This window comes from Pseudolysinimonas kribbensis, assembly GCF_039531715.1.
Taxonomy (GTDB): Bacteria; Actinomycetota; Actinomycetes; order Actinomycetales; family Microbacteriaceae; genus Pseudolysinimonas; species Pseudolysinimonas kribbensis.
This window is the reverse complement of record NZ_BAAAQO010000002.1, coordinates 119,385-144,760: the sequence shown is the minus strand read 5'-3', so window position 1 is coordinate 144,760 and position 25,376 is coordinate 119,385. Positions and strand designations below refer to the sequence as shown.

At 72.2% G+C, this 25,376-nt stretch carries 27 protein-coding genes; 12 read left to right on the top strand and 15 right to left on the bottom strand.

Going from position 1 to position 25,376, the window contains the following annotated elements; genetic code table 11:
• Window positions 1-4 precede the first annotated feature (4 nt).
• Window positions 5-298: a ScoMcrA-related endonuclease gene (locus tag ABD285_RS01345; RefSeq protein ID WP_284253466.1), complete on the top strand. Its 294-nt coding sequence runs from the start codon at window positions 5-7 to the stop codon at window positions 296-298.
• 41 nt (window positions 299-339) lie between these two features.
• Window positions 340-939, top strand: coding sequence for a methyltransferase family protein (locus ABD285_RS01340; RefSeq protein WP_284253465.1), 600 nt, complete (start codon window positions 340-342; stop codon window positions 937-939).
• A gap of 14 nt (window positions 940-953) precedes the next feature.
• Here the strand turns inward: ABD285_RS01340 and ABD285_RS01335 are convergent, their stop codons facing one another.
• Window positions 954-1,727, bottom strand: coding sequence for an IclR family transcriptional regulator (locus tag ABD285_RS01335; RefSeq protein ID WP_284253464.1), 774 nt, complete (start codon window positions 1,725-1,727; stop codon window positions 954-956).
• A 106-nt stretch (window positions 1,728-1,833) separates the two neighbouring features.
• On the opposite strand from ABD285_RS01335, the gene ABD285_RS01330 reads away from it, so the two are divergent.
• Genes ABD285_RS01330 through ABD285_RS01320 form a run of 3 tightly spaced genes read left to right on the top strand, consistent with a single transcriptional unit; the run spans window position 1,834 to window position 4,305 of the window.
• Window positions 1,834-2,538, top strand: coding sequence for a CoA transferase subunit A (locus ABD285_RS01330; protein ID WP_344199632.1), 705 nt, complete (start codon window positions 1,834-1,836; stop codon window positions 2,536-2,538).
• Window positions 2,539-2,542: 4 nt separating this feature from the next.
• A complete protein-coding gene (locus tag ABD285_RS01325) occupies window positions 2,543-3,160 on the top strand; it encodes a 3-oxoacid CoA-transferase subunit B (protein ID WP_284255627.1) in 618 nt (205 codons plus the stop codon).
• Window positions 3,157-4,305 carry an acetyl-CoA C-acyltransferase gene (locus ABD285_RS01320; protein WP_344199629.1) on the top strand — a complete coding sequence of 383 codons (1,149 nt, stop codon included), beginning with the start codon at window positions 3,157-3,159 and terminating at the stop codon, window positions 4,303-4,305. Before ABD285_RS01325 ends, ABD285_RS01320 begins: the two co-directional genes overlap by 4 nt.
• A gap of 39 nt (window positions 4,306-4,344) precedes the next feature.
• On the opposite strand, the gene ABD285_RS01315 is transcribed toward ABD285_RS01320, so the two are convergent.
• The 4 genes from ABD285_RS01315 to ABD285_RS01300 all read right to left on the bottom strand — a co-directional run bounded on the left by ABD285_RS01315 (window position 4,345) and on the right by ABD285_RS01300 (window position 6,735).
• On the bottom strand, window positions 4,345-5,520 hold the full coding sequence (locus ABD285_RS01315; protein WP_344199626.1) for an alcohol dehydrogenase catalytic domain-containing protein: 1,176 nt from the start codon (window positions 5,518-5,520) through the stop codon (window positions 4,345-4,347).
• A 67-nt stretch (window positions 5,521-5,587) separates the two neighbouring features.
• On the bottom strand, window positions 5,588-6,139 hold the full coding sequence (locus tag ABD285_RS01310; RefSeq protein WP_284253462.1) for a GNAT family N-acetyltransferase: 552 nt from the start codon (window positions 6,137-6,139) through the stop codon (window positions 5,588-5,590).
• Between the two features lie 51 nt (window positions 6,140-6,190).
• Window positions 6,191-6,415, bottom strand: coding sequence for a hypothetical protein (locus ABD285_RS01305; protein WP_284253460.1), 225 nt, complete (start codon window positions 6,413-6,415; stop codon window positions 6,191-6,193).
• Window positions 6,412-6,735 (bottom strand): DUF7882 family protein, encoded by a 324-nt coding sequence (locus ABD285_RS01300; protein ID WP_344199623.1) that lies wholly within the window; start codon window positions 6,733-6,735, stop codon window positions 6,412-6,414. Before ABD285_RS01300 ends, ABD285_RS01305 begins: the two co-directional genes overlap by 4 nt.
• A 154-nt stretch (window positions 6,736-6,889) precedes the next feature.
• On the opposite strand from ABD285_RS01300, the gene ABD285_RS01295 reads away from it, so the two are divergent.
• Complete coding sequence (locus ABD285_RS01295; RefSeq protein WP_284253459.1) at window positions 6,890-7,636, top strand: alpha/beta fold hydrolase; 747 nt, start codon at window positions 6,890-6,892, stop codon at window positions 7,634-7,636.
• A 6-nt stretch (window positions 7,637-7,642) separates the two neighbouring features.
• Here ABD285_RS01295 and ABD285_RS01290 read toward each other — a convergent pair whose 3' ends face one another.
• Genes ABD285_RS01290 through ABD285_RS01280 form a run of 3 tightly spaced genes read right to left on the bottom strand, consistent with a single transcriptional unit; the run spans window position 7,643 to window position 10,364 of the window.
• Window positions 7,643-9,280: a GMC family oxidoreductase gene (locus ABD285_RS01290; protein ID WP_344199619.1), complete on the bottom strand. Its 1,638-nt coding sequence runs from the start codon at window positions 9,278-9,280 to the stop codon at window positions 7,643-7,645.
• The gene (locus tag ABD285_RS01285) at window positions 9,277-9,909 is read right to left on the bottom strand and encodes a gluconate 2-dehydrogenase subunit 3 family protein (RefSeq protein ID WP_284253456.1); all 633 of its coding nucleotides are present in this window, start codon (window positions 9,907-9,909) and stop codon (window positions 9,277-9,279) included. Before ABD285_RS01285 ends, ABD285_RS01290 begins: the two co-directional genes overlap by 4 nt.
• On the bottom strand, window positions 9,906-10,364 hold the full coding sequence (locus tag ABD285_RS01280; RefSeq protein WP_284253455.1) for a hypothetical protein: 459 nt from the start codon (window positions 10,362-10,364) through the stop codon (window positions 9,906-9,908). Before ABD285_RS01280 ends, ABD285_RS01285 begins: the two co-directional genes overlap by 4 nt.
• A 124-nt stretch (window positions 10,365-10,488) precedes the next feature.
• On the opposite strand from ABD285_RS01280, the gene ABD285_RS01275 reads away from it, so the two are divergent.
• Both ABD285_RS01275 and ABD285_RS01270 read left to right on the top strand, forming a co-directional pair.
• Window positions 10,489-12,249, top strand: coding sequence for a thiamine pyrophosphate-dependent enzyme (locus ABD285_RS01275; RefSeq protein WP_344199615.1), 1,761 nt, complete (start codon window positions 10,489-10,491; stop codon window positions 12,247-12,249).
• A gap of 4 nt (window positions 12,250-12,253) precedes the next feature.
• The gene (locus tag ABD285_RS01270) at window positions 12,254-13,330 is read left to right on the top strand and encodes an enolase C-terminal domain-like protein (RefSeq protein ID WP_284253453.1); all 1,077 of its coding nucleotides are present in this window, start codon (window positions 12,254-12,256) and stop codon (window positions 13,328-13,330) included.
• Between the two features lie 341 nt (window positions 13,331-13,671).
• Here ABD285_RS01270 and ABD285_RS01265 read toward each other — a convergent pair whose 3' ends face one another.
• The 3 genes from ABD285_RS01265 to ABD285_RS01255 all read right to left on the bottom strand — a co-directional run bounded on the left by ABD285_RS01265 (window position 13,672) and on the right by ABD285_RS01255 (window position 15,579).
• A complete protein-coding gene (locus ABD285_RS01265) occupies window positions 13,672-15,057 on the bottom strand; it encodes an HNH endonuclease signature motif containing protein (protein ID WP_344199613.1) in 1,386 nt (461 codons plus the stop codon).
• A 127-nt stretch (window positions 15,058-15,184) separates the two neighbouring features.
• Complete coding sequence (locus tag ABD285_RS01260) at window positions 15,185-15,442, bottom strand: hypothetical protein (RefSeq protein WP_284253450.1); 258 nt, start codon at window positions 15,440-15,442, stop codon at window positions 15,185-15,187.
• Complete coding sequence (locus ABD285_RS01255; protein WP_284253449.1) at window positions 15,439-15,579, bottom strand: hypothetical protein; 141 nt, start codon at window positions 15,577-15,579, stop codon at window positions 15,439-15,441. Before ABD285_RS01255 ends, ABD285_RS01260 begins: the two co-directional genes overlap by 4 nt.
• A gap of 133 nt (window positions 15,580-15,712) precedes the next feature.
• On the opposite strand from ABD285_RS01255, the gene ABD285_RS01250 reads away from it, so the two are divergent.
• Window positions 15,713-16,945 carry an MFS transporter gene (locus ABD285_RS01250; protein WP_344199609.1) on the top strand — a complete coding sequence of 411 codons (1,233 nt, stop codon included), beginning with the start codon at window positions 15,713-15,715 and terminating at the stop codon, window positions 16,943-16,945.
• Window positions 16,946-16,967: 22 nt separating this feature from the next.
• Here the strand turns inward: ABD285_RS01250 and ABD285_RS01245 are convergent, their stop codons facing one another.
• Genes ABD285_RS01245 through ABD285_RS01230 form a run of 4 tightly spaced genes read right to left on the bottom strand, consistent with a single transcriptional unit; the run spans window position 16,968 to window position 21,627 of the window.
• The gene (locus ABD285_RS01245) at window positions 16,968-18,509 is read right to left on the bottom strand and encodes an FAD-dependent oxidoreductase (RefSeq protein WP_284253446.1); all 1,542 of its coding nucleotides are present in this window, start codon (window positions 18,507-18,509) and stop codon (window positions 16,968-16,970) included.
• Between the two features lie 11 nt (window positions 18,510-18,520).
• Complete coding sequence (locus tag ABD285_RS01240) at window positions 18,521-19,549, bottom strand: Gfo/Idh/MocA family protein (protein WP_344199604.1); 1,029 nt, start codon at window positions 19,547-19,549, stop codon at window positions 18,521-18,523.
• 25 nt (window positions 19,550-19,574) lie between these two features.
• Window positions 19,575-20,576, bottom strand: coding sequence for a Gfo/Idh/MocA family protein (locus ABD285_RS01235; RefSeq protein ID WP_344199601.1), 1,002 nt, complete (start codon window positions 20,574-20,576; stop codon window positions 19,575-19,577).
• A 16-nt stretch (window positions 20,577-20,592) separates the two neighbouring features.
• Complete coding sequence (locus tag ABD285_RS01230) at window positions 20,593-21,627, bottom strand: LacI family DNA-binding transcriptional regulator (RefSeq protein WP_344199598.1); 1,035 nt, start codon at window positions 21,625-21,627, stop codon at window positions 20,593-20,595.
• Window positions 21,628-21,819: 192 nt separating this feature from the next.
• Here ABD285_RS01230 and ABD285_RS01225 point away from each other — a divergent pair, with 192 nt between their 5' ends.
• The 3 genes from ABD285_RS01225 (at window position 21,820) to ABD285_RS01215 (ending at window position 25,349) form a co-directional block, all read left to right on the top strand.
• The gene (locus tag ABD285_RS01225; RefSeq protein WP_284253442.1) at window positions 21,820-22,791 is read left to right on the top strand and encodes a carbohydrate ABC transporter permease; all 972 of its coding nucleotides are present in this window, start codon (window positions 21,820-21,822) and stop codon (window positions 22,789-22,791) included.
• Window positions 22,791-23,726 (top strand): carbohydrate ABC transporter permease, encoded by a 936-nt coding sequence (locus ABD285_RS01220; RefSeq protein WP_284253441.1) that lies wholly within the window; start codon window positions 22,791-22,793, stop codon window positions 23,724-23,726. Before ABD285_RS01225 ends, ABD285_RS01220 begins: the two co-directional genes overlap by 1 nt.
• A gap of 249 nt (window positions 23,727-23,975) precedes the next feature.
• Window positions 23,976-25,349 (top strand): extracellular solute-binding protein, encoded by a 1,374-nt coding sequence (locus ABD285_RS01215; protein WP_344199593.1) that lies wholly within the window; start codon window positions 23,976-23,978, stop codon window positions 25,347-25,349.
• Window positions 25,350-25,376: the final 27 nt, after the last annotated feature.

Genomic DNA, 25,376 nt, shown 5'->3' with positions numbered 1-25,376 from the left:
GGCGATGACACACTCGATCGACTGGACGCCCGTCACGCCGGACCACGTCCGCACCGCGCTCGCCGACTACGACCGCCTCGGCGCGGAGGAGTTCCTGCGCACGGCCGGCTTCGGGCCGACCACGACCTACGACCTCGTCGTCGACGACCGCACCTACCCGCCCAAGGCGATCCTGGGGGCCGCCTACGCGGACGCCACCGGCACCCGCCTGGAGCCCGGCGACTTCGAGGGCGGCCGCTCGGGTGCCGTGCGCGTCCTGACGGCGCTCGGCTTCGACGTGCGCGAACGGGCACACTGACCCCGGATGACGCGTGCGCTCCCGCGGCGTAGCGTCGTCGCGTGGTCCCGATCGCCTACAGCCAGCTCGCGCCTCGGATCGTCTTCGATGTGCTGGTCGGGTTGCTCGCGCTGGGCGAGGTCGTCATCCGGATCCGCTCGTCGATCAACTCCGCCGGGTCGGGCACGCGACCCGAGCGCGGCAGCCTGATCCTGCTCGTCGTCGCGCTGGTGCTCGGCCTCGGCGGGGGAGCCGTCGTCGCCGGTCGCGTCACCACGCTCACCCTGCCCGGGCAGCTGCCGCTGTTCGTGATCGGCGCCGCCCTCATGGCGGCGGGACTCGCCCTGCGCTGGTGGTCGGTGGTTGTGCTCGGCCGGTCGTTCACCGTCGAGGTGCGCGTGCGCGACGAGCAGCAGGTCGTGGATCGCGGGCCCTATGCGGTCGTGCGGCATCCGTCCTACACGGGGCTGGCGCTCGTCTTCGTCGGGTTCGGCCTGATGCTGGGCAACGGTCTCGCCCTCGCGCTCGCGGTCGGGATCCCGCTCGCCGGACTCGTCAACCGCATCCGCGTGGAGGAGCGGATGCTGGCCGACGGCATCGGCGAGCCGTACCGGCGCTACCTCGCGAGAATCCGGTACCGCCTGGTGCCGTTCGTCTGGTGAGGGCGTGGAGCAGGCTAGGCGTGTCGGGCGTCGCCGAGGCGTCTCGAGAGGGTGTGCGCCGCCTCGAGCAGCAGCACGCCCAGCTGCGCGGTGCGCTCGCCCGCGAGCCGTGACTCCACGCCGTTGAGGCTGATCGCCCACGCGGGCGCGCCGTCGTGGTCGAAGACGGCGGCGCCGAGGCCCCAGCTGCCCGCGACGATGAGGCCCGGATTGACCGCGTAGCCCAGTCGCCGGGTCTGGGCGATGCGCGCCAGCAGGGGCCGGATCGCGTGCGCGGCCCCGTAGGACGCTTCGAGCCGCGGCCCCTCGCGGCGGGTGTACGCGTCCGACTCGGCCGGCGGCAGGTGGGCGAGGATCGCGAGGCCGGCGGAGGCCACCCCGAGGGGGAACCGGATGCCCTCGTGCAGCACGTGCGAGCGCAGCGGGAAGCTGCCCTCCTGGGCGATCAGGCAGACCGTCTCGTCGCCGCGCCGGGCGGAGAGGAAGGCGCTCTCGCCGGTGCGCTCGGACAGGGCCCGCACGACGGGGCGCGCGGTGGCGGTGACGTCGTAGCGCTCGGCGGCGACCGCGCCGAGCAGGAACATCTCCGGGCCGAGGTACCAGCGGCCGCGCGCCGTGTCGCGGTCGACGAACCCGTCAGCGGCCAGGGCCGCGAGCACGCGCTGCGCCGTCGAGCGCGGAAGCCCGGTCGCGGCCGCGACCTCCGACGTGCTCACGCCGGCGGACGCGCTCGCTCCGACCTGCCGCAGGATCGCGGTCGTGCGGCCGATGAGCTGGGTCCCCGCCATGCTCATATTGTGAGCACACACTGCCCAGTCGCGCCATCGCGCGGGCGAACCGGAGCCGGGTGCGGCCGGCGGGGTTAGCGTCGAGTCGTCGGCCCGAAGGAGTGCGATGACGAAGCTGGTCCCCCGCGCCGCGGACGCCATCCAGGCGATCGCGCGCGACGGCATGACGGTCGCGGTCGGCGGTTTCGGCCTCTCGGGCAACCCGAGCACGCTGATCCGGGCGCTCGTCGAGACGGGCGTGCGCGACCTGACCGTGGTGAGCAACAACATGGGCGTCGACGGCAAGGGGCTCGGCCTGCTGCTGGAGAACAAGCAGGTCGCCAAGGTGCTCTCGTCGTACGTCGGCGAGAACCGGCTGTTCGCGCAGCAGTACCTCGACGGCGAGCTCGAGGTCGAGTTCGTGCCGCAGGGCACGCTCGCCGAGCGGCTGCGGGCGGGGGGCGCGGGCATCCCGGCGTTCTACACGCCGACCGGGGTGGGCACGCCGATCGCGCAGGGCAAGCCGGAGGCCGAGTTCGACGGGGTGCGGGCGATCCTCGAGCGCGGGATCGTCGCCGACCTCGCGCTCGTGCGGGCGCATCGCGCCGACCTCGAGGGGAACCTCCGCTACCGGCTCACGGCGCGCAACTTCAACCCGCTCGTCGCGACCGCCGGGCGGGTGACGGTCGCGGAGGCCGACGAGGTGCTGCCGGAGGGGGAGTACCTGGGGCCGGACGACATCCACACCCCCGGCATCTACGTGCAGCACATCGTCGCGGCCGATCCCGCCGACAAGCAGATCGAGCAGAGGACCCTTCGTGTGGAGTCGTGACGAGATGGCGGCGATCGCCGCCCAGGAGCTCGCGGACGGCCAGTACGTGAACCTCGGGATCGGCATCCCGACCCTGGTGGCGAACCACCTGCCGCCGGGGGTGCGGGTCACGCTGCAGAGCGAGAACGGGATCCTCGGCACCGGACCGTTCCCGGTCGAGGGCGACGAGGATCCCGACCTCATCAACGCGGGCAAGCAGACCGTCACGCTGCTGCCGGGCGCCTCGATCTTCGACTCGGCGACGTCGTTCGGCATGATCCGCGGCGGGCACGTGCAGATCGCGATCCTCGGCGCGCTGCAGGTGGCGGCCAACGGCGACCTCGCCAACTGGCAGATCCCCGGCAAGCTCGTGAAGGGCATGGGCGGCGCGATGGACCTGGTCGCCGGCACCCCGCGCGTCGTCGTCATCACGGAGCACGTCGCCAAGGACGGCACGCCGAAGATCGTCGAGACCTGCACCCTGCCCCTGACCGGCGTCGGCGTCGTGAACCGGATCATCACCGATCGCGCCGTCTTCGACGTCGCCCCCGGCGGCCTCGTGCTCCGCCGACTCGCCCCCGATCAGACCGCCGCCGAGCTCCGCACGCTCACCGGCGCACCCTTCCAGGAGGACCTCGCATGACCGCCGCCGTCATCACCGGGTACGCCCGCACCCCGTTCGCGAAGTACACGGGCGCGTTCGCCAAGGTGCCCGCGACCGAGCTCGGCGCGCACGCCGTGAAGGCGGCGCTGGCGCGGTCCGGAGTGGCTCCGGATGCCGTGCAGCGCGTCATCGGCGGCCAGGTGCTGCAGGGCCTCGCCGGCCAGAACCCCGCGCGCCAGGCCGGCGTCGGCGCCGGCGTGCCGTTCGACGTGCCTGCCATGACGCTCAACGTCGTCTGCCTCTCGGGGCTGGAGGCCGTCATCGCGGCCGCGCACCTCATCGAGCGCGGCGACGCCGACGTCGTGGTCGCCCTCGGCATGGAGTCGATGTCGCTGGCCCCGCACGCCTTCCCGGGCCGGGCCGGCACCCGCTACGGCGCCATCGAGCTCGTCGACACGCTCCACCACGACGGGCTCACCGACGCGTTCGAGAAGGTCTCGATGGGCGCGTCGACCGAGGCCGGCAACGACAGGTTGCACCTCGACCGCGCCGCCCAGGATGCCTGGGCCGCCCGCTCGCACCAGCGGGCCACCGCCTCCCGCGAGTTCCTCGCCGGCGAGATCGAGCCGTGGTCCAACCTCGCCGAGGACGACGGCGTGCGCCCCGACACCACCCCCGAGACGCTCGCCCGGCTCCGCCCCGCGTTCCGCCCCGAGGGCACGATCACGGCGGGCAACGCGTCGCAGGTGACCGACGGCGCTGCGGCGCTCGTGCTCATGAGCGAGGATGCCGCGGCGGCGGCGGGCGCCACGCCGATCGCGCGCGTGCTGGGCTCCGCGCTCGTGGCGGGGCCCGACATCCAGCTGCATCACCAGCCCTCGAACGCGATCGTGGCCGCGCTGACGAAGCTCGGCGCCGACGCCTCGGAGCTCGGCCGTGTGGAGATCAACGAGGCGTTCGCGTCGGTCGCACTGGCCTCCGTGGATGCGCTCGCGATCGATCCCGACATCGTCAACGTGCACGGCGGCGCGATCGCGCTGGGGCATCCGATCGGGGCGTCCGGAGCGCGGCTCGCGGGCACCCTGGCGCGCCAGCTGCACGAGCCGGGGGCCTCCGGCATCGGCGCGGCGGCTCTCTGCGGCGGCGGCGGGCAGGGCTCGGCACTGATCCTCGAGGCGGTCTGAGCCGATCAGGAGCCGAAGCCGGCCCGACCGGCCACCGCCCTAGGGGTGCAGCACGACCTTGACGCAGCCGTCCTCCTTGTCGCGGAAGGTGAGGTAGAGCTCCGGCGCCTCGTCGAGCGAGCCGTGATGGGTCACGAGGTCCGTGACGCCGAGAGGGTCGGCCGGGTCCTCGACGAGCGGCCACAGCTGCGGGATCCAGCGCTGCACGTTGCACTGGCCCATGTGGATCGAGATCTGCTTGTCGAACAGGTTGAGCATCGGCAGCGGGTCGCCGACACCGCCGTACACGCCGCTGATGGACACCGTGCCGCCGCGTTGCACGATGTCGAACGCGGTCATCATCGCGGCCAGCCGATCGGCGCCGACCGTCTTCATGAGCTTCTTGGCCATGGCATCCGGCAGCATGCCGGCGGCGTGCTGGCTGAACGCGGCGACCAGGTTGCCGTGCGCCTCCATGCCGACCGCGTCGACGACGCCGTGCGGTCCGCGGCCGTCGGTGCGATCCAGGATCTCGTCGCGCAGCCGGTCGCCGAGGTCGAGGGTCGCGACGCCGTGCCGCTCGGCCATGGCCCGTCGCTCCGGCACCGGGTCCACCGCGATCACGTCGTAGCCGAGGTGGCGGCCGACGCGGGAGACCAGCTGCCCGACGGGGCCGAGGCCGAGCACGGCGAGCGAGCCGCCCTCCGGAACGTTCGCGTACTGCACCCCCTGCCACGCGGTGGGCAGGATGTCGCTCAGGAACAGGTAGCGCTCGTCGGGGAGGTCGGTCGTGATCCGCATCGCGTTCGCGTCGGCGAGCCGCACCCGCAGGTACTCCGCCTGCCCGCCCGGCACGCTGCCGTACAGCTCCGTGTAGCCGTACAGCGATGCGCCGGTGTCCTGACCCGGCGTGCGGGTCCTCTCGCACTGGGTCGTGAAGCCGCGCCGGCACTGGTAGCACTCCCCGCAGGCGATCACGAACGGGATGACGACCCGGTCGCCGATGGAGATCTTCGACACCGCGCTGCCGGTCTCGACCACGACGCCCATGGGCTCGTGCCCGAGCACGTCGCCCTTGTGGAGGAACGGTCCGAGCACATCGAGCAGATGCAGATCGGAGCCGCAGATCGCCGTCGACGTGATCCGGACGATCGCGTCGGTCGGCTCCAGGATCTCGGGGTCCGGAACGTCGATCGTGCGGACGGAGCGGGGGGCCTGCCAGGTGAGCGCCTTCATGAGCCCAGTGCACCGCAGCGCCGGCGACCGCTCGCGGGTTCCCCGGAGGCGCCCAGCCTGCCGGGGGTCAGTCCGGCGGGGCGATCGCCCTCGTCGTGAAGATCGAGTCGCCGTGCAGCTCGTCGGGCTCGACACGACCCGACTCGACGAAGCCGAGCTTCGCGAGGACGCGGCGCGACGCGGTGTTCCACTCGCGGACCGTGGCCCACAGCCGCCGGTGCCCGGATGCCTGTGCCCAGCCGATCACGCCGCGGGCGGCCTCCGTCGCATATCCATGGCCCCATGCCCGCCGCAAGAGCTCGTACGCCAGCTCCGGCTCGTCATCCTGCCCGTACGCGTTGGCGATGAGGCCGCAGTATCCGATCGCGCCCTGGAGGCCTCTGCGTTCCACCGCCAGTATGCCGAGCGACGGCGGCGGCTGGTCGCGCCGGGTCCGCTCCTCGAGTTCTTCCTGGGTCGGGTGACCATCCGAGGTGATCCGCCGGTGAGCGGGAACACGGGGATCGCGCTCTCCCCAGAGCTCGTGCTCCACGGGCGCGTCGCCCACCCGCCACCTCCGCAGAAGCAGGCGCTCCGTTCTCACGAGCAGACCGTCACCGGGCGCTCGATCGGTGTCCATCGCCCGCAGGCTAGCAAGCGCACCGGACGCTCCCGCTCGACACCTCGGCGTCTACGCCTCGCCGTCGGACTCGTCACCGGCGACCGGGAGCAGCGCGATGCCGACGCCGGGCGCGATCAGGAGCTGCGCCGGCGCCATCGAGCCCTCGCCGTAGTTGACCTCGATCCATCCGCTGCCGCGGCTCAGGATCTGATCGATCTCGGCGCGCAGGTCGGCGAGCGCACGCCCGCCGACGCTGTAGTGGCGGCCGCCGTAATAGATGTCGATGCGCTTCACGTCACCTCGTCGGAGTCGGGGCGGTGCGGCGGTTCGGGCACGAGGTGCAGCCCGGCTGCCGAGTTCGCGGTGGCCATCAGGTCGTCGACCCACGCCCGGTTGATCGCCGGGCTCCGTCCTCCGAAGAACTTGTAGACCATCGAGACGCGGGGGTGGATCCAGATGATCGTGCGGCCGTCGCCGATGGACGCCTCATCGCGCCAGCTGAAGTGGAACGACTCCCCCCGGCGCATCTTGTTGCCGATGACCAGCTGGAGGTGGGCGAGGACCCGATCGTCGAAATCGACGGCGATGGTGCCGTCGTAGGTCAACCTGCCCATGGCGGACCTCCTTCGGCGACCGGCGCAACGATCCTCGTTCCCTCGCCGTGCGGCAACCCGGCCGGAACGACGCCCAGCAATCGCGCATCTTCGCGAAGCTGCGTGTCAGCGCAAGGACGCGTCCTCCCGGCCCGGATGCGCGCACCGTGGAGGCATGACCCATATGACGTTCGAGGTGGCGTCCGGCCACCGGCTCGGCATCAGCGGCCTGGGCGAGCCCGCGTCGACCAAAGTCGCGGTGCTGTGCCATGCGGCTCCCGGCACCGGCGCGATCGATCCGGATCCACTCGCGAGCAACCGCAGCGGGTTGCGCATCATCGGCATCGACCGGCCCGGCTACGGCGCGAGCGATCGCTACGAGGGCGAACCGGATCTCGACGTCTGGCTCGCCGACGTGCGCGACTACCTGAGCCGCCTGGATCCCACCTCGCGGGAGGCGTCGGGGCTCGACATCGAGTTCGCCGGCGTGATCGGCATCGGCTACGGCGCCTTCTACGCGGCGGCGCTCGCCGCGACCGTTGCGGACTGCCCGCGCCTCGTGCTGCTGGAGCCCTCGGCGCCCCTGTTCCGCAGCGAGGCGCTCGACGACCCGTCGCAGTGGGATGCCGAGGGCGTCGACCCGATGTCCGGTGCGGTCGACCGCCAGAGGCCCGCCCTCGATGCAGCGGATTCCTACGGCGCCGCCGCCGACCACCTGCTCCTCGCCGACCTGGGCTGGACGCGCCGGGTGCGCGACGTGCATGTGGACTCCACCGTGATCGGCGTGCCCGACGATGCGGGAACGGCGTGGTGGAGCCGCCACCTGCACCACCCGAGGACGATCGACCTGCCGGAGGGCGGCCTCCCGGGTCTCGGCTTCGGGTGGGGCACGGCTCTCACCGTGCTCGGCGGAGCCGCCTGACCCGGATCAGGGGTGAAGCAGGCGTTCGGCCTGCCGGGCCGCGAGCGCCATGATCGTGAGAGCCGGGTTGGCGCTGCCCTGGGTCGGCAGGATGCTGCCGTCGCTGATCATGAGGTTGCGCACCGCGAAGCTGCGGCCGTCGCGATCGACGACGCCGTCGCGCTCGGTGGCGCCCATGCGCGCGCCGCCGACCAGGTGCGCGAAGCGCTGGATGGTCATCGTCTCGGTCGCGCCGGCCCCCTCGAGGATCCGCTCCATGACCTCCTGCGCGGCCGCCAGCAGCTGCCGGTCGTTGTCGCACTGGTCGTAGTGGAAGTCGGCCACGGGCATCCCGAACCGGTCGGTCATCGACGCCAGGGTCACGCGGTTGCCGGGCAGCGGGAGGAACTCGCACAGCGACCCCAGCACCGCCCAGTGCGGGTAGTCGCTCATGTAGCGCCGCAGGTCGGCGCCCCAATGGCCCTGCGCCGCCACGTGCTCGGCCCAGGTGATCGGCAGCGGCGAGACGGTCTGCACCGAGAAGCCGCGCTGGTACGGCTTCGACGGATCGGTCTCGTAGAACTGCTCGGTGCTGACCTCGGGAGGCGGCGCCTTCCACATGCGGATCTCCTCGGAGAACCGGCCGGCGGTCTGCGGGGCGCCCTGCACCATGACGTACCGCCCGACGAGGTCGTGGTCGTTGAGGAGCCCATCGGGGAACCGCGGCGAGGTCGAGTTCAGCAGCAGGCGCGGCGTCTCGATCGAGTAGCCGGCGATCGCCACCAGCGCCGCGCGCTGGAACCGCTCCACCCCGTCGCGCACGTAGTGCACGCCCGTCGCGAGGCCGGTGCGCTCGTCGTAGCCGATCCGCGTCACCATCGAGTCGGCGCGCACCTCGGCGCCGTGCGCGAGGGCGTCGGGCAGGTGCGTGATGAGCGGCGACGCCTTCGCGTTGACCTTGCAGCCCTGCAGGCAGAAGCCGCGGTAGATGCAGTGCGGCCGGTGGCCGAAGCGGCCGTTCGGGATCGCCACGGGTCCGACCCGCACGTCGATTCCGGCCGCGAGACCGCCGCGCTGCATGACCTCGCCGTTGCCGCCGACCGGATGCGGTCGGTGCGGATAGCCGTGCGGATCGCCCCACGGCCAGTGCTCACCCGCGACCGGCAGCTCGGCCTCGATCCGCTCGTAGTAGGGGCGCAGCTCGGCGTAGTCGAGCGGCCAGTCGGCTCCCACCCCGTCGACCGACGCGGTGCGGAAGTCGCTCGGGTGGAACCGCGGCGCGTAGCCCGCGAAGTGCACCATCGATCCGCCGACACCGCGCCCCGAGTTGTTGGAGCCGAGCGGCACGGGGCTCGAGCCGCTGATGACGCGCGGGTCGGTCCAGTACAGCGTGTGCGATCCCGCCTCGTCGCTCACCCAGTCGGCGTCCGGATCCCAGAACGGCCCGGCGTCGAAGGCGACCCCCCGCCATCCGGCACGGGCGAGTCGCTGCAGCAGGGTCGAGCCGCCCGCGCCGGCGCCGACGATCGCGATGTCGACCTCGTCGGCGTCGTCGAACCGCCGCATGTCGCGGCGCAGCCCGTGCGGCAGGGCGCCGCGCTCGTCGAGCAACCAGGCGGAATCGTTGCGCTCGCGCACGGCGGCCTCCGCGGTCCAGGTGGTCATGCGCCCACCGGGTCCTCGTCGGCGCGCGTGTCGGCGACCTCGAAGGGCTCCCGTTTGCCGATGCCGATGTTCTTGTAGCCGCGCGGGTAGGCGGGCCCCGAGAAGCCGATCTCGTCCCACGCCCACGGATGCGCGTAGAAGGCGGTGGCGGCGTACCGGGTCCAGAGGCCCCAGATGTGCGTCGCGGGCATCGCGTGCCACGGGCTCATCCGGAGGTCCTGCACGGCGCCGAGCACGGCGCGCTGCTGTGCCACCGTGGCCTCGGCGAAGTCCGCGTTGGCGATGAGCCGGGCGTCGTCGTCGAGACCGGCCATCGACCGGCGCCACGCCTCGGCGTCGATCGGCATGTCGTCGTAGTGCCAGCCGTCGGTCTCCTCCGCGGCCAGCCGCTGGCCGATCATGACCTCGACCTGGATGCGCGGCTCGCCGTCCTGCGCGAGCAGCCGGTCGACCAGGGCGCGGCACGTCGCGAGCTCGTGGTCGTCGAAGAAGCCTACGCGCCGGGGCGGATCGAGCCGGCGCTGCACGGTCCGGCGCGTCACGGCATCCCAGTGCGGCCCCTGATCGAGGGTGCGGAACCCGGGGTAGCGGCCGCCGCCGTCCTGCTCCGGAAGGGGCAGCGCGCTCACTTCTCGCGCCGCAGCACGGCGGCCAGGATCGCCATCCCGCCCACCATGGTGACCAGCAGCGGGGCGAGCAGGGGCGGCCCCATCTCGAGGTTGTACCGGAGGTTGTGGAACCCGCCGGGCTTCTGGTGGATGCCGCGCGCGTGCAGGTAGACGCCCTGCAGCCCGTTCGCCACGATCGCCGCCCCCGCGATCGGCAGCGCGATCTTGGCGGCCCGCCGGCTCGCGACCCCGGCGACGCCCGCGACGGCGCCGACGGGTCCGAGCGCGACCGGCACCCACATCCACGGGTTGCCGAAGCTCGCCTTGTCGTGCTCGAAGTAGATCTCGCCCGCCGTGACGAGCGCGCCGGCGGCGGTCAGCGCGGCGAGCGAGCGCTCGAACCGGCCGTGCCGGACATCCTCGACGAGACGGACGGCCTCGCGCGTGCCGCTCCGGGACCACGATCTTCTCCGCACGCTCCCACGTTAGGAAGGCCGTTCGACGGCCGCGACGGCATCGGGCGAGTTCCCAGGTCGTTTCGTGGCTGAAGGTTTTCCGCGACCCCGCTCGATGGGCACGAGACGGGCGCAGGCTGGGGAAATGGCACGCATCGCATCCGAAGTCCTCATCGAGCGCCTGTCCGAGTGGGGGGTCGACACCGTGTTCGGCCTTCCCGGCGACGGCATCAACGGGATCATGGAGGGGCTGCGGAGGTCGAAGACGATCCGGTTCGTGCTCGTGCACCACGAGGAGGCCGCGGCCTTCATGGCCGCGGCGCACGCGAAGGCGACGGGGCGGATCGGCGTGTGCCTGGCGACGTCGGGGCCGGGCGGCATCCACCTGTTGAACGGCCTGTACGACGCGAAGCTCGACCACCAGCCCGTGCTCGCGATCACCGGCTCGCAGGAGACCAGCGTGCTCGGCACCGGCTATCAGCAGGAGGTCGGCCTCGAGCACCTCTACGAGGACGTCGCCGAGTACAACCTCGTCGTCGACAACCCCGCGCAGCTGCCGGGCGTCGTCGACATCGCCATCCGCACGGCGTACGCCCGCCGCGGTGTCGCGCACCTGACGGTGCCGAACGACGTGCAGGTCGCCGATGCGGATGCCGACCCGTATCAGCACGTCGCCCCCGCGACGCCGCCGGCCACGTCGGCCACACGCGCGTATCCGATCGGCATCCCGCGCGAGCAGGATCTCCGCGCGGCGGCCGAGGTGCTCTCCGCCGCGGAGCGGCCCGCGATCCTCGCGGGCGCCGGATCTCTGCACGCGCGAGAGGAGCTGCTCGCCGTCGCCGACCTGCTGGGCGCCCCGATCGTCAAGACGCTGCCGGGCAAGGCGGCGATCCCCGACGACAGCGAGTTCGCGGTCGGCGGCATCGGGCTGCTCGGCACGAAGCCGGGCGCCGAGCTCATGGACGACTGCGACGTGCTGTTCATGGTCGGCACGAACTTCCCGTACACCAAGCACCTGCCCGCGCCCGACGCGGTCAAGGTCGTGCAGGTGGATGCCGATCCCGCGCGGATCGGCGCGCGCCTCCCGATCAAGGCCGGCCTCGTCGGCGACGCGAAGGAGACCCTGGCCGCGCTCGCTCCGATGCTGACCCGGCGGGACGACCGCGCGCACCTGGAGAAGTACCAGAAGGCGATGGGCGACTGGCGCTCCAACATGGAGGCGCTGGAGAACAAGGACCGCTCCCCGATCGCGCCGCAGTACCTCATGGGTGTCATCGACGACGCTGCCACGGACGACGCGGTGCTGACCTGCGACTCCGGCACGATCGCCACCTGGGCCGCGCGGCACTGGACGATCCGCGGCGGGCGCGAGTTCTACCTCTCCGGCAACCTCGCGACGATGGCGCCGGGGCTGCCCTACGCCAACGCCGTCCAGCACGCCTTCCCGAAGCGGCAGGTGATCGCGTTCGTCGGCGACGGCGGGTTCGCGATGCTCATGGCCGAGTTCCTCACCGCCGCCCAACACGGCTGGCCGATCACCGTCGTCGTCAACAACAACAACTCGCTCGGGCAGATCCTCTGGGAGCAGATGGTGCTCGGCTATCCCGAGCACGGGGTGCGGTTCGAGAAGCCGGAGGGGAACTTCGCGGCCTGGGCGGAGGCGTGCGGCGGGTTCGGCCGGAAGGTGACCGACGCGGGCGAACTGGAGGCGGCGATCCGGGGCGCGCTGGCCTTCGACGGTCCCGCGCTCGTCGACGTCGACGTCGATCCGAACGAGCCGCCGCTGCCCGGCACGATCGCGTACGAGCAGGCCAAGAAGTTCGCGACGGCGTTCCTGCGCGGGCAGCCGCACAAGGTGGCGATCGCGACGACGCTGTTCAAGGACAAGATCTCGCAGCTCGGCTGAGCCGATGACGGTCTCTGTGCTGACCCGCGTCTTCCGGGTGCCCACCGAGCGGCCGGAGGCCGATGGCACCTTCGCCTGGGATTCGACCACGGTCGTCGTGGTGCAGTGCGAGAGCGAGGGGATGGTCGGCACCGGCTGGACGTACGGTGCCGCGGCGGCCGGCGCGCTCATCGAGGAGGTGCTCGCGCCCGTGCTCGACGATCCCGACCCGGTGGCGGCCGCCGAGGCGATGGGGCGGGCGCTGCGCAATGTCGGGCGGCCGGGCGTGGGCGCGACCGCCCTCTCCGCGGTCGACCTCGCCCTATGGGATCTCGCGGCGCGACGTGACGGCATCCCGCTCGTCGCCGCACTCGGCGGACCGGTGCGCGACGCGGTGCCGGTGTACGGCAGCGGCGGGTTCACGACGTTCGACGAGTCCGAGCTCGACGCGCAGCTCGACGACTGGATGGCGCGGGGCATGCGCGCCGTCAAGATCAAGATCGGGCAGGATCGCGGCACCCGGGTCGAGCGCGACCTCGCCCGGGTCGATCAGGTCGTCGCCCGCGTGGGTGACCGGGCGGCGGTGTTCGTGGATGCCAACGGCGGCTACGACGTCGACCAGGCGATCGAGGTGGCCGGCGCGCTCGCGGCGCGCGGGGTCGCCTGGTTCGAGGAGCCCGTGAGCTCCGACGACCCGGCCGGACTCGCGCGGGTGCGTGCGGCGACCCCGATCGACGTCGCGGCGGGGGAGTACGTGTGGCGCCGGTGCGACGCCGAGGCGCTGCTCGACGCCGGCGCCGTCGACTGCCTCCAGCTGGATGTGACGCGTTGCGGCGGCCCGACCGCCTGGCGCGAGCTCGCCGCGTTCGCCGCGGATGCCGGCGTCGACGTCTCCGCGCACTGCGCCCCGCAGCTGTCGGTGCACGTCGGTGCCGTCACACCGGGGCTCCGCCACCTCGAGTGGTTCAGTGATCACGAGCGGGTCGAGGCGGCGCTCTTCGACGGCACCCTGCCCGTACGCGACGGGGCGGTGCGACCGGGCGACGCACCGGGGCACGGGATGACGCTCAGCACGCGCGGGAGCCGGTTCCGTGTCGCGTGACCCGCGCGTCGTGATCGTGCCGGGCCTGGATCGGCCTCGGCATCCGGCCGGCTCTGCGGCTGCCGCTGGAACGGGTGATGCCGCACGTCGCGGCCGACCGACGCGTACCGCCGCTTCATCGCCGAGCGGCTCGCCCCCGGGCGCCCCGGTGTTCGTGGTGGACGACGCCTCCGACTGGCCGGTGACCCGGGTGGGGAGCGGCACGTGTTCCCACTCGGCGGCCGCGGCGGGCTGACACCCGAGCAGTACCTGCAACGCTCGCACGCGACCACGGCCGACGACCGGGGCGCGGCGACGGGGCGCGGCGCGAGCGCGCGGCACCGAGGCGCGCGGCGGCACGCTCAGGCGGCCCGCGCCGTCGCGCCCCCTTTCCATCGGGCGCGCCCGATGCGTCTCCACTGCTGTTCCGGGTCGACCCAAGGCGGTGCCAGCAGTTGCGGCAGTCCCTCGAGCATGCGCAGGCGGAAGTCGCCCTCGTGCACGAGATGGTGGTGGTACGCGCAGAGAAGGACGCCGTTGTCGACGTCCGTCGCACCCCCGTGCTGCCACTCCACGACGTGATGTGCGTGAGTCCAGGACGGGGGAGCGGTGCACTGCGGCATGGCGCATCCGCCGTCGCGCACCGCCAGTGCCCTTCGCTGGGCGGCGGTGAAGTATCGCTGTCGTCGTCCCTGGCGCAGCGGGCGTCCGTGGTCGTCGACGACCGTCACCGCGATGCCCCCGTCGCAGCCGATCTCCGCGGCGGTGCGTGCCGACACGGGCTCGGTGACATCGTCGAGCCAGGCGAGACCCGATCCGCCCTCGAGGTCGGCCTCCGTGACGACCACCTGCACGGTCGCCACCCCGTGGAGGCTGGTCGCGACATCCCGGTCGACACGCACGCCCGCGGTGAGCAGGCCCATCAGCACGTCGTAGGCGCGCTGCTCCCGGGAGCGTTCGTCCCGGATCGGGAGCGGGTCGGCGCCGCGTTCGACAGCGGGTTCGTCGTCGGCCACGAACCGCGGCGTGCGCGACGGCGCCGTCCGCTCGGCAATGGCGGCGCGCAGCAGGGCCGCGCCCACCGGATCAGCGAGCCCGTGGAACGGAGTCATGCCGTCGACCTCCCGCCCGATGCGGAATGTCCGACGTCGTCGCAGCTCGGCCTCGCGCGGTTCGGCGCCATCGGCGTCGAGGGCCTGCCCCATGATCTGCGCCTGGACGGCGACGAGATCGGGCAAGCCGGTGCGCGCCTCGGAGACCAGATGGCGCTCCGCCTCGGCCAGCATCTCGGGTGCGATACGGTCCGCCGCCCCGGCGAGCGGGCGCACAATGGCGGCCACAGCATCCACGCCGATCTCGCCCGCCCGCAGCGCTTCGGCTACGGCGGGGAATGGCGGCTCGATGACCGCGCTGAACGGGGTGATACGAGGTGAGACGAGCGTGCCCAGCCGGATGCGCCGCGTCGCCTCCCGCTGAGAGACTCGCGCCGCGCGTTCCAGCACCTGCGCCGCGCTCACCACCCCCAGCCGTCGAGTCAGTCGCGGCGTCGCGGAGCCGTCGGAGACATGGTCGGCGCGCACCGCGAGCTCGGCAGCGGCCTGCAGCCGGAGCGCATCCACCAGCCTGCCGAGCCGTTCGACGTCGGACGCACGGCGGTAGACCCCCTCGTCGGGGAGCACCGCGAGCGGCTCCGCCGCTGTTCCCGCGAGCACCCGGATCGCCTCCGAGATCGCCGCCTCTGCCTCCATGCTTCGACTATGGCAGGGGCCACCGACATCCCGAATTGCCTGGTCAGGAGAGCTTTCGGCTGTGGATCAATCGCCGGATGCCGCCCTGTGGAGGAGAGACTCAGGGCGGCGTCCGGCTCCCGCGCGCTCAGTGCGCCCCGGTGTCGCGGGGGATCGTGGTGTCGGGCGGCGCCTCGACCGCGCCCCCGTCGTCGGGACCGCCGGTGCCGGGAAGCGTCTGCACCGCATCCGGATCGACGTCGTCGGTCGCCGGGCTGTCGGCAGGATCGCGCTGCAGCTCCTCGGTCTCCCGACCGCTCGCCGGGGAGTAGCTGCGATCCTTCAACAGCTGGTCGTCGTCATCCAGCGGTGCGTCACCCGTGTCGCCCACCGCGCGGTCGCTCACTCGGGCTCCTCCGCAGCGCCGCCGGAGACCGTGTCCTCCTCGGTGTCGGCATCGTGGTGCTGCTCCTCCGATCGCGCCTCGTCCTGCGGGGTGTTCTCGGCGCTGCGTTCTGTCGGCCAGTCCGTGCTGTCGCTCATGTCGCCATCATCGAGCGCGCGCGCCGCGACGTCGCCGGAGTTTGACACGATGCACAGGCGCCCGTAACGTCGAACCCCCCGAGCGACGATTTCCGCGCCGGTGGAGGGGATCCCTCTCCACGAAAGGCACGTCATGTCCCTCCCGTCCGCGCCCTCCCTGCGCGCCTCGCGCGACTTCCGGCTGCTGCTCGCCGGCCAGACCACGAGTCAGTTCGGCAGCCAGATCGGCGGGGTGGCGATCCCGCTGCTCGCGGTCGTGTCGCTGCACGCGACCGCCTTCGAGGTCGGCCTGATCGCGGCCGCCTCGACGATCGCGTTCGCCCTCATCGGCCTGCCCGCCGGCGCGTGGCTCGACCGCGCCCGCCGCCGTCCGGTGCTCGTGGCGAGCGACCTCGCGCGCGCCGTGCTCTACGCGACGATCCCGGTCGCATCGTGGCTCGGCATCCTGACCATCGCGCAGCTCGTCGTGGTCTCGCTCCTGGTCGGCCTGGCGCGGGTCTTCTTCGACGTGGGATACCAGAGCTACGTGCCGGTGGTCGTCGGCCGCGACCGGGTGCTCGCCGGCAACTCGGCGATGGAGTTCCTCCGCTCGAGCGGCCAGGTCGCCGGCCCCGGGCTCGGCGGCCTCCTCGTGACACTGATCGGAGCGGCGTCGGTGGTGCTCGCGCAGGCGATCACCTTCGCGGTGTCGGCGGCCACCCTGCTCGGCATCCGGGTGCACGAGCCCGCGCCGGAGCCCGAGGCCCCGCGGCACCTGGGCCACCGGATCGCCGAGGGCGTCCGCTACGTCGCCCGCGACCGCACCCTCCGCGCCCTCGCGCTCGCGAGCGCCGCGAGCAACCTGTCGTTCGCGATCGCGTCGGCCGTGACCGTCGTCTTCCTCGTGCGCGACCTGCATCAGCCGGCCTGGGTCGTCGGCCTCGTGGTGGCGGGCGGCGCACTCGCGGCGATGGCGGGGGCGGCGCTCACCCCCCGGGCGAGCCGCACCCTCGGCCCGGTCCGCGTGATCTGGGTCTCGCTCGCGGTGACCGGACCGCTCGCGCTCCTGATCGTGCTCGCGACCCCGGGCTGGGGGCTCGCGTTCGCCGTCGCCGGCATGGCGGCGGGCGAACTCGGCCAGATCGTCTACGCGATCACGAGCGTGAGCCTGCGCCAGCGCATCTGCCCCGACCGGATCCTGTCCCGCGTCAACGCGACCATGCGGGTCGCGATCATGGGGCTGTTCCCGCTGGGCGCCCTGCTGGGCGGGGTGCTCGGCGAGGCGATCGGCGCCCGCGGGACGCTGCTCGTCGCGGGGGCGGTGGTGCTCATCGCGCCGGTGCTGCTGGTCGTGGGGCTGCCCCGCACCCCCGAGCGGGTCGAGTAGCGGCGCGCGGCGCCGACCCGCTCTAGAGGGCGAGCACCGCGCCGTCGGCCGCGAGCGTCTCGCGCAGGGTGCCCACGTCGATCCGGTCGGGTGCGACGTCCGCGGCGATCGCGAGCGCCGCCGCCGTGCCCGCCGCCTGACCGAGCATCTGGTACTGCACCTCCATGCGGATCGACGAGAACGCGACGTGCGACGCCGAGACGCAGGTGGACACGAGGAGGTTGGTCGCGACCCCGTCGGGCGGCAGCAGCGCCGCGTACGGGATGCCGTAGACCGGCACCGGCACGGAGTAGTACCCCTCGCTCACCACCTGCGCGATCGGGCGCGGGTGCTCGTACACCCAGCGCCACGCGCGCTGCACCTCGCGCACATCGAGGTGGTACGAGCCGAGCGCGATCGTGTCGTCGGAGACCGTGCCGCCGAGCAGATCGTGCTCGGTCAGGATGCGACGCCCCTGCATCCGCCGCGCCTCGCGCACGTAGAGCTGGTGCGGCAGGTGGCCGGTGTCGGCGAACTCGTCGGCGGCGAGGCCCCAGCGGTCGATCTCGCTGCGCACGTCCGGCGGCACCGCGGGGTCGGTGCGCAGGAAGTGCAGCAGGCCGAGGGCGTGCCGGCGATGGTGCTCCCGGATGCCGTCCCGCTCGGGCTGGTCGGCATCCGGATACCGCCACGCGCTGCCGTCGAGCACGCTGAGCGAGAACGGTCCGAGCGAGTTGCCGTCCGCCTTGCCACCGGGCAGGTTCGGCTCGAGACCGACCATCCGGCCGGCCGGGCGCTCGACGCCGCGCGCCCGCTCGGCGGCGAGGATGCGGCGGCCGAGCTCCCAGCGCGCCGGGTCATAACCGGCCGGCTCGTCGAACGGGATGCGGTCGGATGCCGTCGACAGGCACAGCCGGTACCCGTACGACATCACGCCGCCGTCGCCCGCGCCCACGTCGGCCATCGGTTCGGCGCGCACCTGCGGCAGCAGCACGCCGGGCTCGAGCCCGGCGGCGTCGTCGCGGAACGGGGAGACGCCGTCGGGCATCGAATGCATGCCGGGCACGACCTCGCGCCGGCCGGCGAAGCGCTCACCGTGCAGCGCGCGGTCCTCGCGGCCGACCCGGTACGGCACGCCGGCCGCCGCGAGCAGATCGCCCTCGTAGCCGGCGTCGATCCAGACACCCGCCTCGACCGTCAGGTCGCGGAACGACGCCGAGGCGATCGCGTCGCCGCGCATCGCGACACCCGTGAGGAGCGCGCCGGTGACCAGCTCCACCCCTGCGGCGTCGAGCCACGCGAGCAGGATCGCCTCGGCGACCTGCGGCTCGGGGCCCGCGTAGCGGCCCGGAGCGACGCCGTAGTGCTCGGCGACCGCGTTCCGGAACCGTGCGGCCGCGCCGCCGAGCACCCGCAGATCCCCGACGTCGGTGTAGCCGAGGCCGCCGCTCGTCATGCCGCCGACGTGGGCGCCGGGCTCGAGCAGCAGCACGCGTGCGCCGTGCTCCGCCGCGGCGACCGCGGCGCAGACTCCGCCCGCCGTGGCGCCGAAGACGGCCACCTCCGCCTGCCGCACGCGCGTCATCCGGGCCCCCGCTACCGCGCGACCGCTGCCGCTCCGAGGTGTTCCACCGGCGCGACGACCCGCTCCCGCGCCGACGCGTAGGCGGCGAGGATGATGCCGAGCACCTCGGTGCCCTCGACGTGGGTGTGCAGGGGACGCGATCCGGTCCGGATGCTGTGGGCGAAGTGCGCGATCTCCGCCGCGAACTCGTGCACGGGCTCGAATTCGATGCGTACCGGGTCCTCCCCCCGCAGCCGGTACTCGAGCACGGTGCCGTCGCTCCACAGCGAGCCCTTCTCGGCGACGACCGAGAACTTCTCCGTGTTGCCGCTGGGCTGGTAGGCCCAGCTCGTCGCGAGGCTGCCGACGACGCCGTTGTCGAAGCGCACGAGGAGCTGCGCCGAGTCCTCGCCCTCCATGAAGTCGAGCCGGTGCCGGCTCAGCACGGCCGCCACGTCGACGGGCGAACCGCCGGCCAGGTGCAGCAGCAGGTACGTCGGGTGGTAACCGGTGTCGATGAGCTCGCCGCCGCCGCTCGTCGCGGCGTGTGCGCGCCATCCCATGCTCTCGGGCGTGAACTCGTTGACGAAGCTGTCGGTCGTGCGCACCTCGTACACGGTGCCGAACAGCCCCTCGTCGAGCAGGCGCCGCGCCTCGGCGACCGCGGGAAGGAAGAGCTGATTGTGCGCGCACATGACGGTGACGCCGTTGGCCTGCACGGCCGCCGCGATGTCGCCGGCCTCCTCGGGGGTCAGGCACAGCGGCTTCTCGCAGAGCACGTGCTTGCCCGCCTCGGCGGCGGCCACGATGGCGTCGCGGTGCAGGTGGTGGGGCAGGCAGATGTCGACGGCGTCGATCGGCGCGCGGGCGAGCATCTCGCGGTAGTCGGCGTAGATCTCCGCTTCGGTGTCGCCACGGCGTCGCTCCGCGTTCTCGCGCACCGGGTCGGCCACCGCGGCGAACACCACGGAGTCCGGATTGCGCAGGTAGCCGGCGACGTGCGCGCCGGCGATGCCGCCCGCTCCGATGAGGCCGATGCGGACGGGGGCGGTCGGGGTCATGGGGTTCCCTTCGGGGCGATTCCGGTCAGAGGGCGGCGGTGTTGGCGCGGACGACCACGCGGGTGAGCTCGAGCGCGGCGCGCTGATTGGCCTCGACCTCGGCGGCCGCGGCGCCGCGCATCGCGCGCACCCACAGAGCGAACGGCGCCTCGCCCGGCTCGGGCAGCGCCACCGCCGTCCACGCGTCGCCACCCAGCCGCGGACCCTTGCCGAGGAGCACCTCGCTGCCGAACCCCGAGAGGAGACTTCCCTCGGTGCCGCGCAGCTCGAACGTCGCCGCGCCGGGGGTCGTCACGAAGCTCGCCTCGGCGACGCCGATCGCGCCGTCCGGGTAGCGCATCGTCACGACCGCGTTGTCCTCCACCCCGCGCCCGGTCACGCGGGCGTAGCTGGCGTCGACGCGCTCGGGCTCGGCGCCGAGGAACCGCTGCACGAGATAGACCGGGTGGCAGCCGAGGTCGGCGAGCGCGCCGCCGATCGCGGTCGCCGGATCGCCGAACCGCTCGGGGAGCCAGCCGCCGATCCAGCCGTCGTGCGCCATCCGGAACCGGGCGTAGGTCAGGCGCCCCAGCGCGCCCTCGTCGAGGAGCCGCGCGGCGGCGAGCGTGGTCGGCTCGGCGAGCCGGGGGAGCGACACCACGAGCGCCGCCCCCTGTGCAGCGGCACGCTTGAGAAGGTCCGCGGCCTCCTGCTCGGTTCCGGCGAGGAGCTTCTCGGTGAAGACGTGGACGCCGGCGTCCAGGGCCGCTGCGATGACCTCCGGATGCTCGCTCGTCGCCGTCGTCACGCTCACGCCGTCGACGTCGTCGCGCGCGAGCACCGCGGCGAGCTCGGGCTCGTAGGGCACGCCGAGGCGGGCGGCGCCCTCCCGCCCGCGCTCCGGGTCGGGGTCCCAGGCCGCGACCAGGCGAGTGCCGGGGTGTTCGGCCGCCTCCTGGGCGTACCCGTCGGCGTGCACATGCCAGAAGCCGAGGATCGCGACCCCGAGGGGGCCGTCCGACGCCGATGTGGGATCGTTGCCAGCCATCGTGCGGCAGCCTAGCTCAGCTGCGGCGCGGCGCCGCCATCGAGCCTCGTGCCATCACCTGGGCGTCGACCACCTCGGTCTGCGGCGGCAGCCCCCGGTCGCCGAGCCGCTCGAGCAGCCGGCCCACCGCCGCACGGCCCACCGCAACGGCATCCTGCGCGACCGCCGTGATGCCGGGAGTGACCATGCTCATCCAGCGCGAGTCGTCGAACGACACCAGGCTCAGGTCCTCCGGGATCCGCAGCCCGAGGTCGCTCGCGGCGCGCCAGACGCCCTCCGCGAGCAGGTTGTTCACGGCGAAGATCGCGGTCGGATGGTCGCGGCGCGCGAGCACGTCGATCGCCGCCGTCCGTGCCAGCGCAGCATCCCACCCGGCCTGCACGACGAACGCGTCGTCCCAGGCGACGCCGCCGTGGGTGAGGGCCTCGCGGAATCCCTCGGACCGCGCGTTGCCGGTGGTCCAGGCGGTCTCGTCGACGAAGAGCGCGATGCGGCGGTGCCCGAGCTCGAGCAGATGCTCCGTCATGCGCCGCGCGGCTCCCGCGTTGTCGATGACGACCGCGTCGCAGCGTCCCGCCGCGAACTGCCGATCCGCCTCCACGACCGCAACGTGCTGGCGCAGCAGGTACTCGACGACGTCTCCGGAGAGCGCCGTGAGGATGACGCCCGCGACCCGCGTCGCGACGAAGGCCTGCGCGGCGTGCATCTCCGCCTCCGCCGAGCCCTGGTCGTCGGTGAGCATCATGGTGTAGCCGGCCCGCCGCGCCGCGTCGGCGATCCCCGCGGCCAGGTCGGCGTAGAACGGGTTCTGCAGGTCGGAGACCAGCACGCCGATCGTCTGGCTGTCCTGCTTGCGCAGGCTGCGGGCCATGGCGTGCGGAACGTAGCCCAGCGTCTCGGCTGCGGCGAGCACCCGCTCGCGCACGTCGGCGCCCGCATAGCCCTCACCGCTCAGCGCGCGGGAGGTCGTCGACTGCGACACCCCGGCGAGCTGTGCGACGTCACGGAGCGTCGCGCGGCGCGGCGGCTGATCGCCGACGGTCGACGACATCTCGTCTCCTCGAGTCACTCCGGCGCCCGCTCGGGGCGGGCCTCGCTCACCCTAGCGCCGGGATGCAGGCGCTTGCCGCAAACCGCCCGGGAGCGCAAGCGTCTTGCGTCCCCGCCGGTCGGCCGCTTAGGCTCCCGCCATGTGGCAACGTTGCCACACTTCGAGCCACACACCGATGTGAGGGGGTGCGCCATGAGCGCCACCACCGCGGATACCACCTCCGCGCCGACCGCGGACCCGGATGCCGAGCCGCGTCGCTACCGGCACCGCAAGTACGACCGGCGCGAGGCGATCGCGGGCTACCTCTTCATCTCGCCCTGGATCGTCGGGTTCCTCGTGTTCACCCTCGGGGCGATGATCTACAGCCTCGTGATCTCGTTCACGCACTACAACCTCGCGACCGGCGTCGCCAATCCGGCCGGCTTCGACAACTACACGCAGCTGCTGAACGACCCCAAGGTCGCGACCTCGCTGTCGAACACGCTGTTCTACGCCGTCATGGCGGTGCCGGCCGAGATCGTCTTCGCCCTGTTCCTGGCCATGCTGCTCAACCGGGTCGGTCGCGGCGCGGGCATCTTCCGCACGATCTACTACCTTCCCAAGATGACGCCGGCGGTGGCGACGGCCTCGGTCTTCCTGCTGCTGCTCAATGGCAACACGGGCGCCATCAACAAGGCGCTCGCGCTCATCGGCATCGAGGGCCCGCAGTGGCTCATCGACCCGAACTGGGTGAAGCCCTCGATCGTGATCATGACGCTCTGGGGCGTCAGCGGCACCATGGTCATCTTCCTGGCCGCGCTGAAGAACGTGCCGCAGGATCTCTACGAGGTCTCCTCGATCGACGGAGCCGGTCCGGTCCGGCAGTTCTTCAACATCACCCTGCCGATGATCTCGCCGGCGGTGTTCTTCAACGTCATCGTCCTGACGATCGCCGCATTGCAGGTCTTCGACCAGGCCTATCTGCTGTTCTGGCGCGATCAGACGAACTACTCGCCCGACTCGTCGCTGTTCTACGGCGTCTACCTGTTCCAGCAGGCGTTCCAGCAGTTCAACTTCGGATTCGCCGCCGCCATGGCCTGGCTGCTCTTCGTGATCATCATGATCATCAGCCTGATCCAGGTGAAGGTGAGCAACCGGCTGGTCTACTACGAGAGCGAGAACTGATGTCCGTCACCACGACCCGCGTTCCGGCCGTCACCGCCCTCGAGGGCGGCACCCGTCGATCCAGCACCCTGCGGCCGAGTCGGTGGTACCGGCCGCGCACGGTGATCGGCAAGGTGATCCTCTGGATCGTCCTGCTCGGCTTCATGTGCCTGTTCCTCTATCCGTTCGTCTGGCTGCTCGCCGCGAGCTTCAAGCCGCGCGGCGAGGTCTTCGACAACGCGCTCATCCCGAAGACGTGGGTGCCGCAGAACTACGTCGAGGTCTGGAATCAGCTGCCGCTCATCAACTGGGCGGTCAACAGCATCCTGATCGCGCTCATCGCTGCCACGCTCGTGGCGGTGTCGAGCTCGGTCGTGGCGTTCGGCTTCGCGTACTTCAAGTTCCCGGGGCGCACCCTGCTGTTCGGGCTCGTGCTCGCCACGATGATGCTGCCGGGCGCCGTCACGATGGTGCCGCAGTACCTGATCTGGAAGGGTCTTGGGCTGGTCGGCACGTGGGTGCCGCTGTTCGGCATGAACCTCTTCGGATCGGCGTTCTACATCTTCCTGCAGCGCCAGTTCTTCCTCGGGCTGCCGCGTGAGCTCTTCGAGGCGGCGCGGCTCGACGGAGCGAGCTACTGGCGGATGTTCTGGCGGATCGCGATGCCGCTGGCGGTGCCGTCGTTCGTCATCGTGTTCCTGTTCGAGTTCCAGGCGGCCTGGAACAACCTGCAGGCGAGCCTCATCTACCTGAACGGCGGGACGCCCGACCAGTTCACGGTTCCGCTCGGCATCGCCTACGCCATGACGAAGTTCTCGCCCACCAACGGCGGCCACGGCGATTACCAGTACGTGATGGTGGCGAGTCTGCTCGTGACGCTGCCGATGCTCGCGCTGTTCGCGTTCGGTCAGCGGTACTTCATCGAGGGCGTCGCGACCCAGGGCCGTAAGGGCTGACGGGCTCCGGCGGCATCGCGGGGCGCGCGTGCTGGTATCGATTCCATATCGATGCCGGACCCGCGCGCGCGCCCGCGCCGCCGCCGCGGGCGTGCGCGCGGCTGGGCACTCGGTTGGAGGCCCGTCAAACGCTTGTGCGGCGGGCTGACCTCCGCTACCTTCCGATGTGGGAAGGATTCCACATCCGGATCCCCCGACAGTGCGGTCGGTCCCGTCCTGCCGCACTCATCCACCTGAAAGGGACATTCGATGAAGAAGAGGCAGGCGGTTCTGGTCGCCGCGGCGCTCGCCACGTCGGCGACGCTGCTGGTCGGCTGCTCGGGCGGAGGCTCCGGCTCCGGCGGTGACAAGGGCTCGTTCAGCACCAAGCCCAGCGGCACGCTCAACGCGTGGGGCTTCAACAACCCCGACGACGTCGGTCAGTCGCGGCTCGACTACGCCAAGAAGCAGCTCAAGGGCGTCACCATCAAGATCGACGAGACCGCCTTCGACGCCCAGAAGTTCACCACCCGCGTCGCGGGCGGCAACGTGCCCGACGTCGTGCAGATGGACCAGAACTTCGTCGCCACGTACGCCGCGCAGGGGCTCATCCAGCCGCTGGACAAGTGCTTCTCGGCACACAACGTGAACCCGACGTCGTACTACTACAAGTCGGTCATGGACTACGTCACGTACAAGGGCGCGATCTACGCGGTGCCGCAGTTCTACCAGCCGCCGGCCATCATCACGAACGAGCGGGTCATGAAGGCGGCGGGAGTCACCGACGCCGACATCGACACCTCGAACCCCGACAAGCTGCTCGCCGCGATCAAGAAGATGTACACCGAGTCGGGCGGCAAGCCGACCCGGCTGGGCTTCGACCCGGTCGCGGGCGGCCAGGCGCTGCTGTGGGTGCTCGGTGAGGGCGGACAGCTGGCCGACGGCAACGGCAAGCCCACCCTCGACGACCCGCGCAACGAGAAGGGCCTCGAGGTGCTCAAGCAGATCACCGACGCCCAGGGCGGCTACGCCAAGGTGAAGAGCTTCAGCGACACCTTCGACACCTTCGGCGACAACAACCAGTTCGTGAAGGACCAGGTCGGCGCGCAGGTCAACGCCCAGTGGTACGTCAACGTGCTGACGCCCTACGTCGACAAGGTCGACATCGGCGCCGTGCCGTTCAAGGGCCCCGACGGCAAGCCGTTCACGGCATCCAGCGGCACCGCCTTCGTGATCCCGGCCAACGCCAAGAACAAGGACGCCGCGTGCGCGTGGGCGCTCGACCTGACGAGCATGGCCGGATGGCAGGCCGCCGGCGAGGCGCGCAAGGCCACGCTCGCCAAGAAGCCGGGCGCGATCAACACCGGCCTGTTCACGGGCTCGCCCGTCGCCGACAAGAAGCTCCACGAGGAGTTCACGCCGGCGCCGGACAACCCCGGCTTCGCCAAGGCGATCTCGACCTACTACGACATCGTGGGCAACGGCCACTCCTTCGGGGCGTCGCCGGCCGGTCAGCAGATCCAGACCGAGGTGAACAACGCGGTGCAGAGCGTGCTGCTGGGCAACAAGACGCCGAAGCAGGCGCTCGCCGATGCGCAGAAGGCCGCGATGGTCGCCTACGACCAGGTGAAGAACAACAAGTAGGACCCGTGAGCGGGCTGGGCGGCGCCG

Excerpts from the sequence above, each read along its gene's own strand:
- ABD285_RS01345 (WP_284253466.1), top strand. The coding sequence starts at position 5 with ATGACACACTCGATCGACTGGACGCCCGTCACGCCGGACCACGTCCGC.
- ABD285_RS01335 (WP_284253464.1), bottom strand. The coding sequence starts at position 1,727 with ATGGCGGGGACCCAGCTCATCGGCCGCACGACCGCGATCCTGCGGCAG.
- ABD285_RS01330 (WP_344199632.1), top strand. The coding sequence starts at position 1,834 with ATGACGAAGCTGGTCCCCCGCGCCGCGGACGCCATCCAGGCGATCGCG.
- ABD285_RS01325 (WP_284255627.1), top strand. The coding sequence starts at position 2,543 with ATGGCGGCGATCGCCGCCCAGGAGCTCGCGGACGGCCAGTACGTGAAC.
- ABD285_RS01320 (WP_344199629.1), top strand. The coding sequence starts at position 3,157 with ATGACCGCCGCCGTCATCACCGGGTACGCCCGCACCCCGTTCGCGAAG.
- ABD285_RS01315 (WP_344199626.1), bottom strand. The coding sequence starts at position 5,520 with ATGAAGGCGCTCACCTGGCAGGCCCCCCGCTCCGTCCGCACGATCGAC.
- ABD285_RS01310 (WP_284253462.1), bottom strand. The coding sequence starts at position 6,139 with ATGGACACCGATCGAGCGCCCGGTGACGGTCTGCTCGTGAGAACGGAG.
- ABD285_RS01300 (WP_344199623.1), bottom strand. The coding sequence starts at position 6,735 with ATGGGCAGGTTGACCTACGACGGCACCATCGCCGTCGATTTCGACGAT.
- ABD285_RS01295 (WP_284253459.1), top strand. The coding sequence starts at position 6,890 with ATGACCCATATGACGTTCGAGGTGGCGTCCGGCCACCGGCTCGGCATC.
- ABD285_RS01290 (WP_344199619.1), bottom strand. The coding sequence starts at position 9,280 with ATGACCACCTGGACCGCGGAGGCCGCCGTGCGCGAGCGCAACGATTCC.
- ABD285_RS01275 (WP_344199615.1), top strand. The coding sequence starts at position 10,489 with ATGGCACGCATCGCATCCGAAGTCCTCATCGAGCGCCTGTCCGAGTGG.
- ABD285_RS01270 (WP_284253453.1), top strand. The coding sequence starts at position 12,254 with ATGACGGTCTCTGTGCTGACCCGCGTCTTCCGGGTGCCCACCGAGCGG.
- ABD285_RS01265 (WP_344199613.1), bottom strand. The coding sequence starts at position 15,057 with ATGGAGGCAGAGGCGGCGATCTCGGAGGCGATCCGGGTGCTCGCGGGA.
- ABD285_RS01255 (WP_284253449.1), bottom strand. The coding sequence starts at position 15,579 with ATGAGCGACAGCACGGACTGGCCGACAGAACGCAGCGCCGAGAACACC.
- ABD285_RS01250 (WP_344199609.1), top strand. The coding sequence starts at position 15,713 with ATGTCCCTCCCGTCCGCGCCCTCCCTGCGCGCCTCGCGCGACTTCCGG.
- ABD285_RS01245 (WP_284253446.1), bottom strand. The coding sequence starts at position 18,509 with ATGACGCGCGTGCGGCAGGCGGAGGTGGCCGTCTTCGGCGCCACGGCG.
- ABD285_RS01240 (WP_344199604.1), bottom strand. The coding sequence starts at position 19,549 with ATGACCCCGACCGCCCCCGTCCGCATCGGCCTCATCGGAGCGGGCGGC.
- ABD285_RS01235 (WP_344199601.1), bottom strand. The coding sequence starts at position 20,576 with ATGGCTGGCAACGATCCCACATCGGCGTCGGACGGCCCCCTCGGGGTC.
- ABD285_RS01230 (WP_344199598.1), bottom strand. The coding sequence starts at position 21,627 with ATGTCGTCGACCGTCGGCGATCAGCCGCCGCGCCGCGCGACGCTCCGT.
- ABD285_RS01225 (WP_284253442.1), top strand. The coding sequence starts at position 21,820 with ATGAGCGCCACCACCGCGGATACCACCTCCGCGCCGACCGCGGACCCG.
- ABD285_RS01220 (WP_284253441.1), top strand. The coding sequence starts at position 22,791 with ATGTCCGTCACCACGACCCGCGTTCCGGCCGTCACCGCCCTCGAGGGC.
- ABD285_RS01215 (WP_344199593.1), top strand. The coding sequence starts at position 23,976 with ATGAAGAAGAGGCAGGCGGTTCTGGTCGCCGCGGCGCTCGCCACGTCG.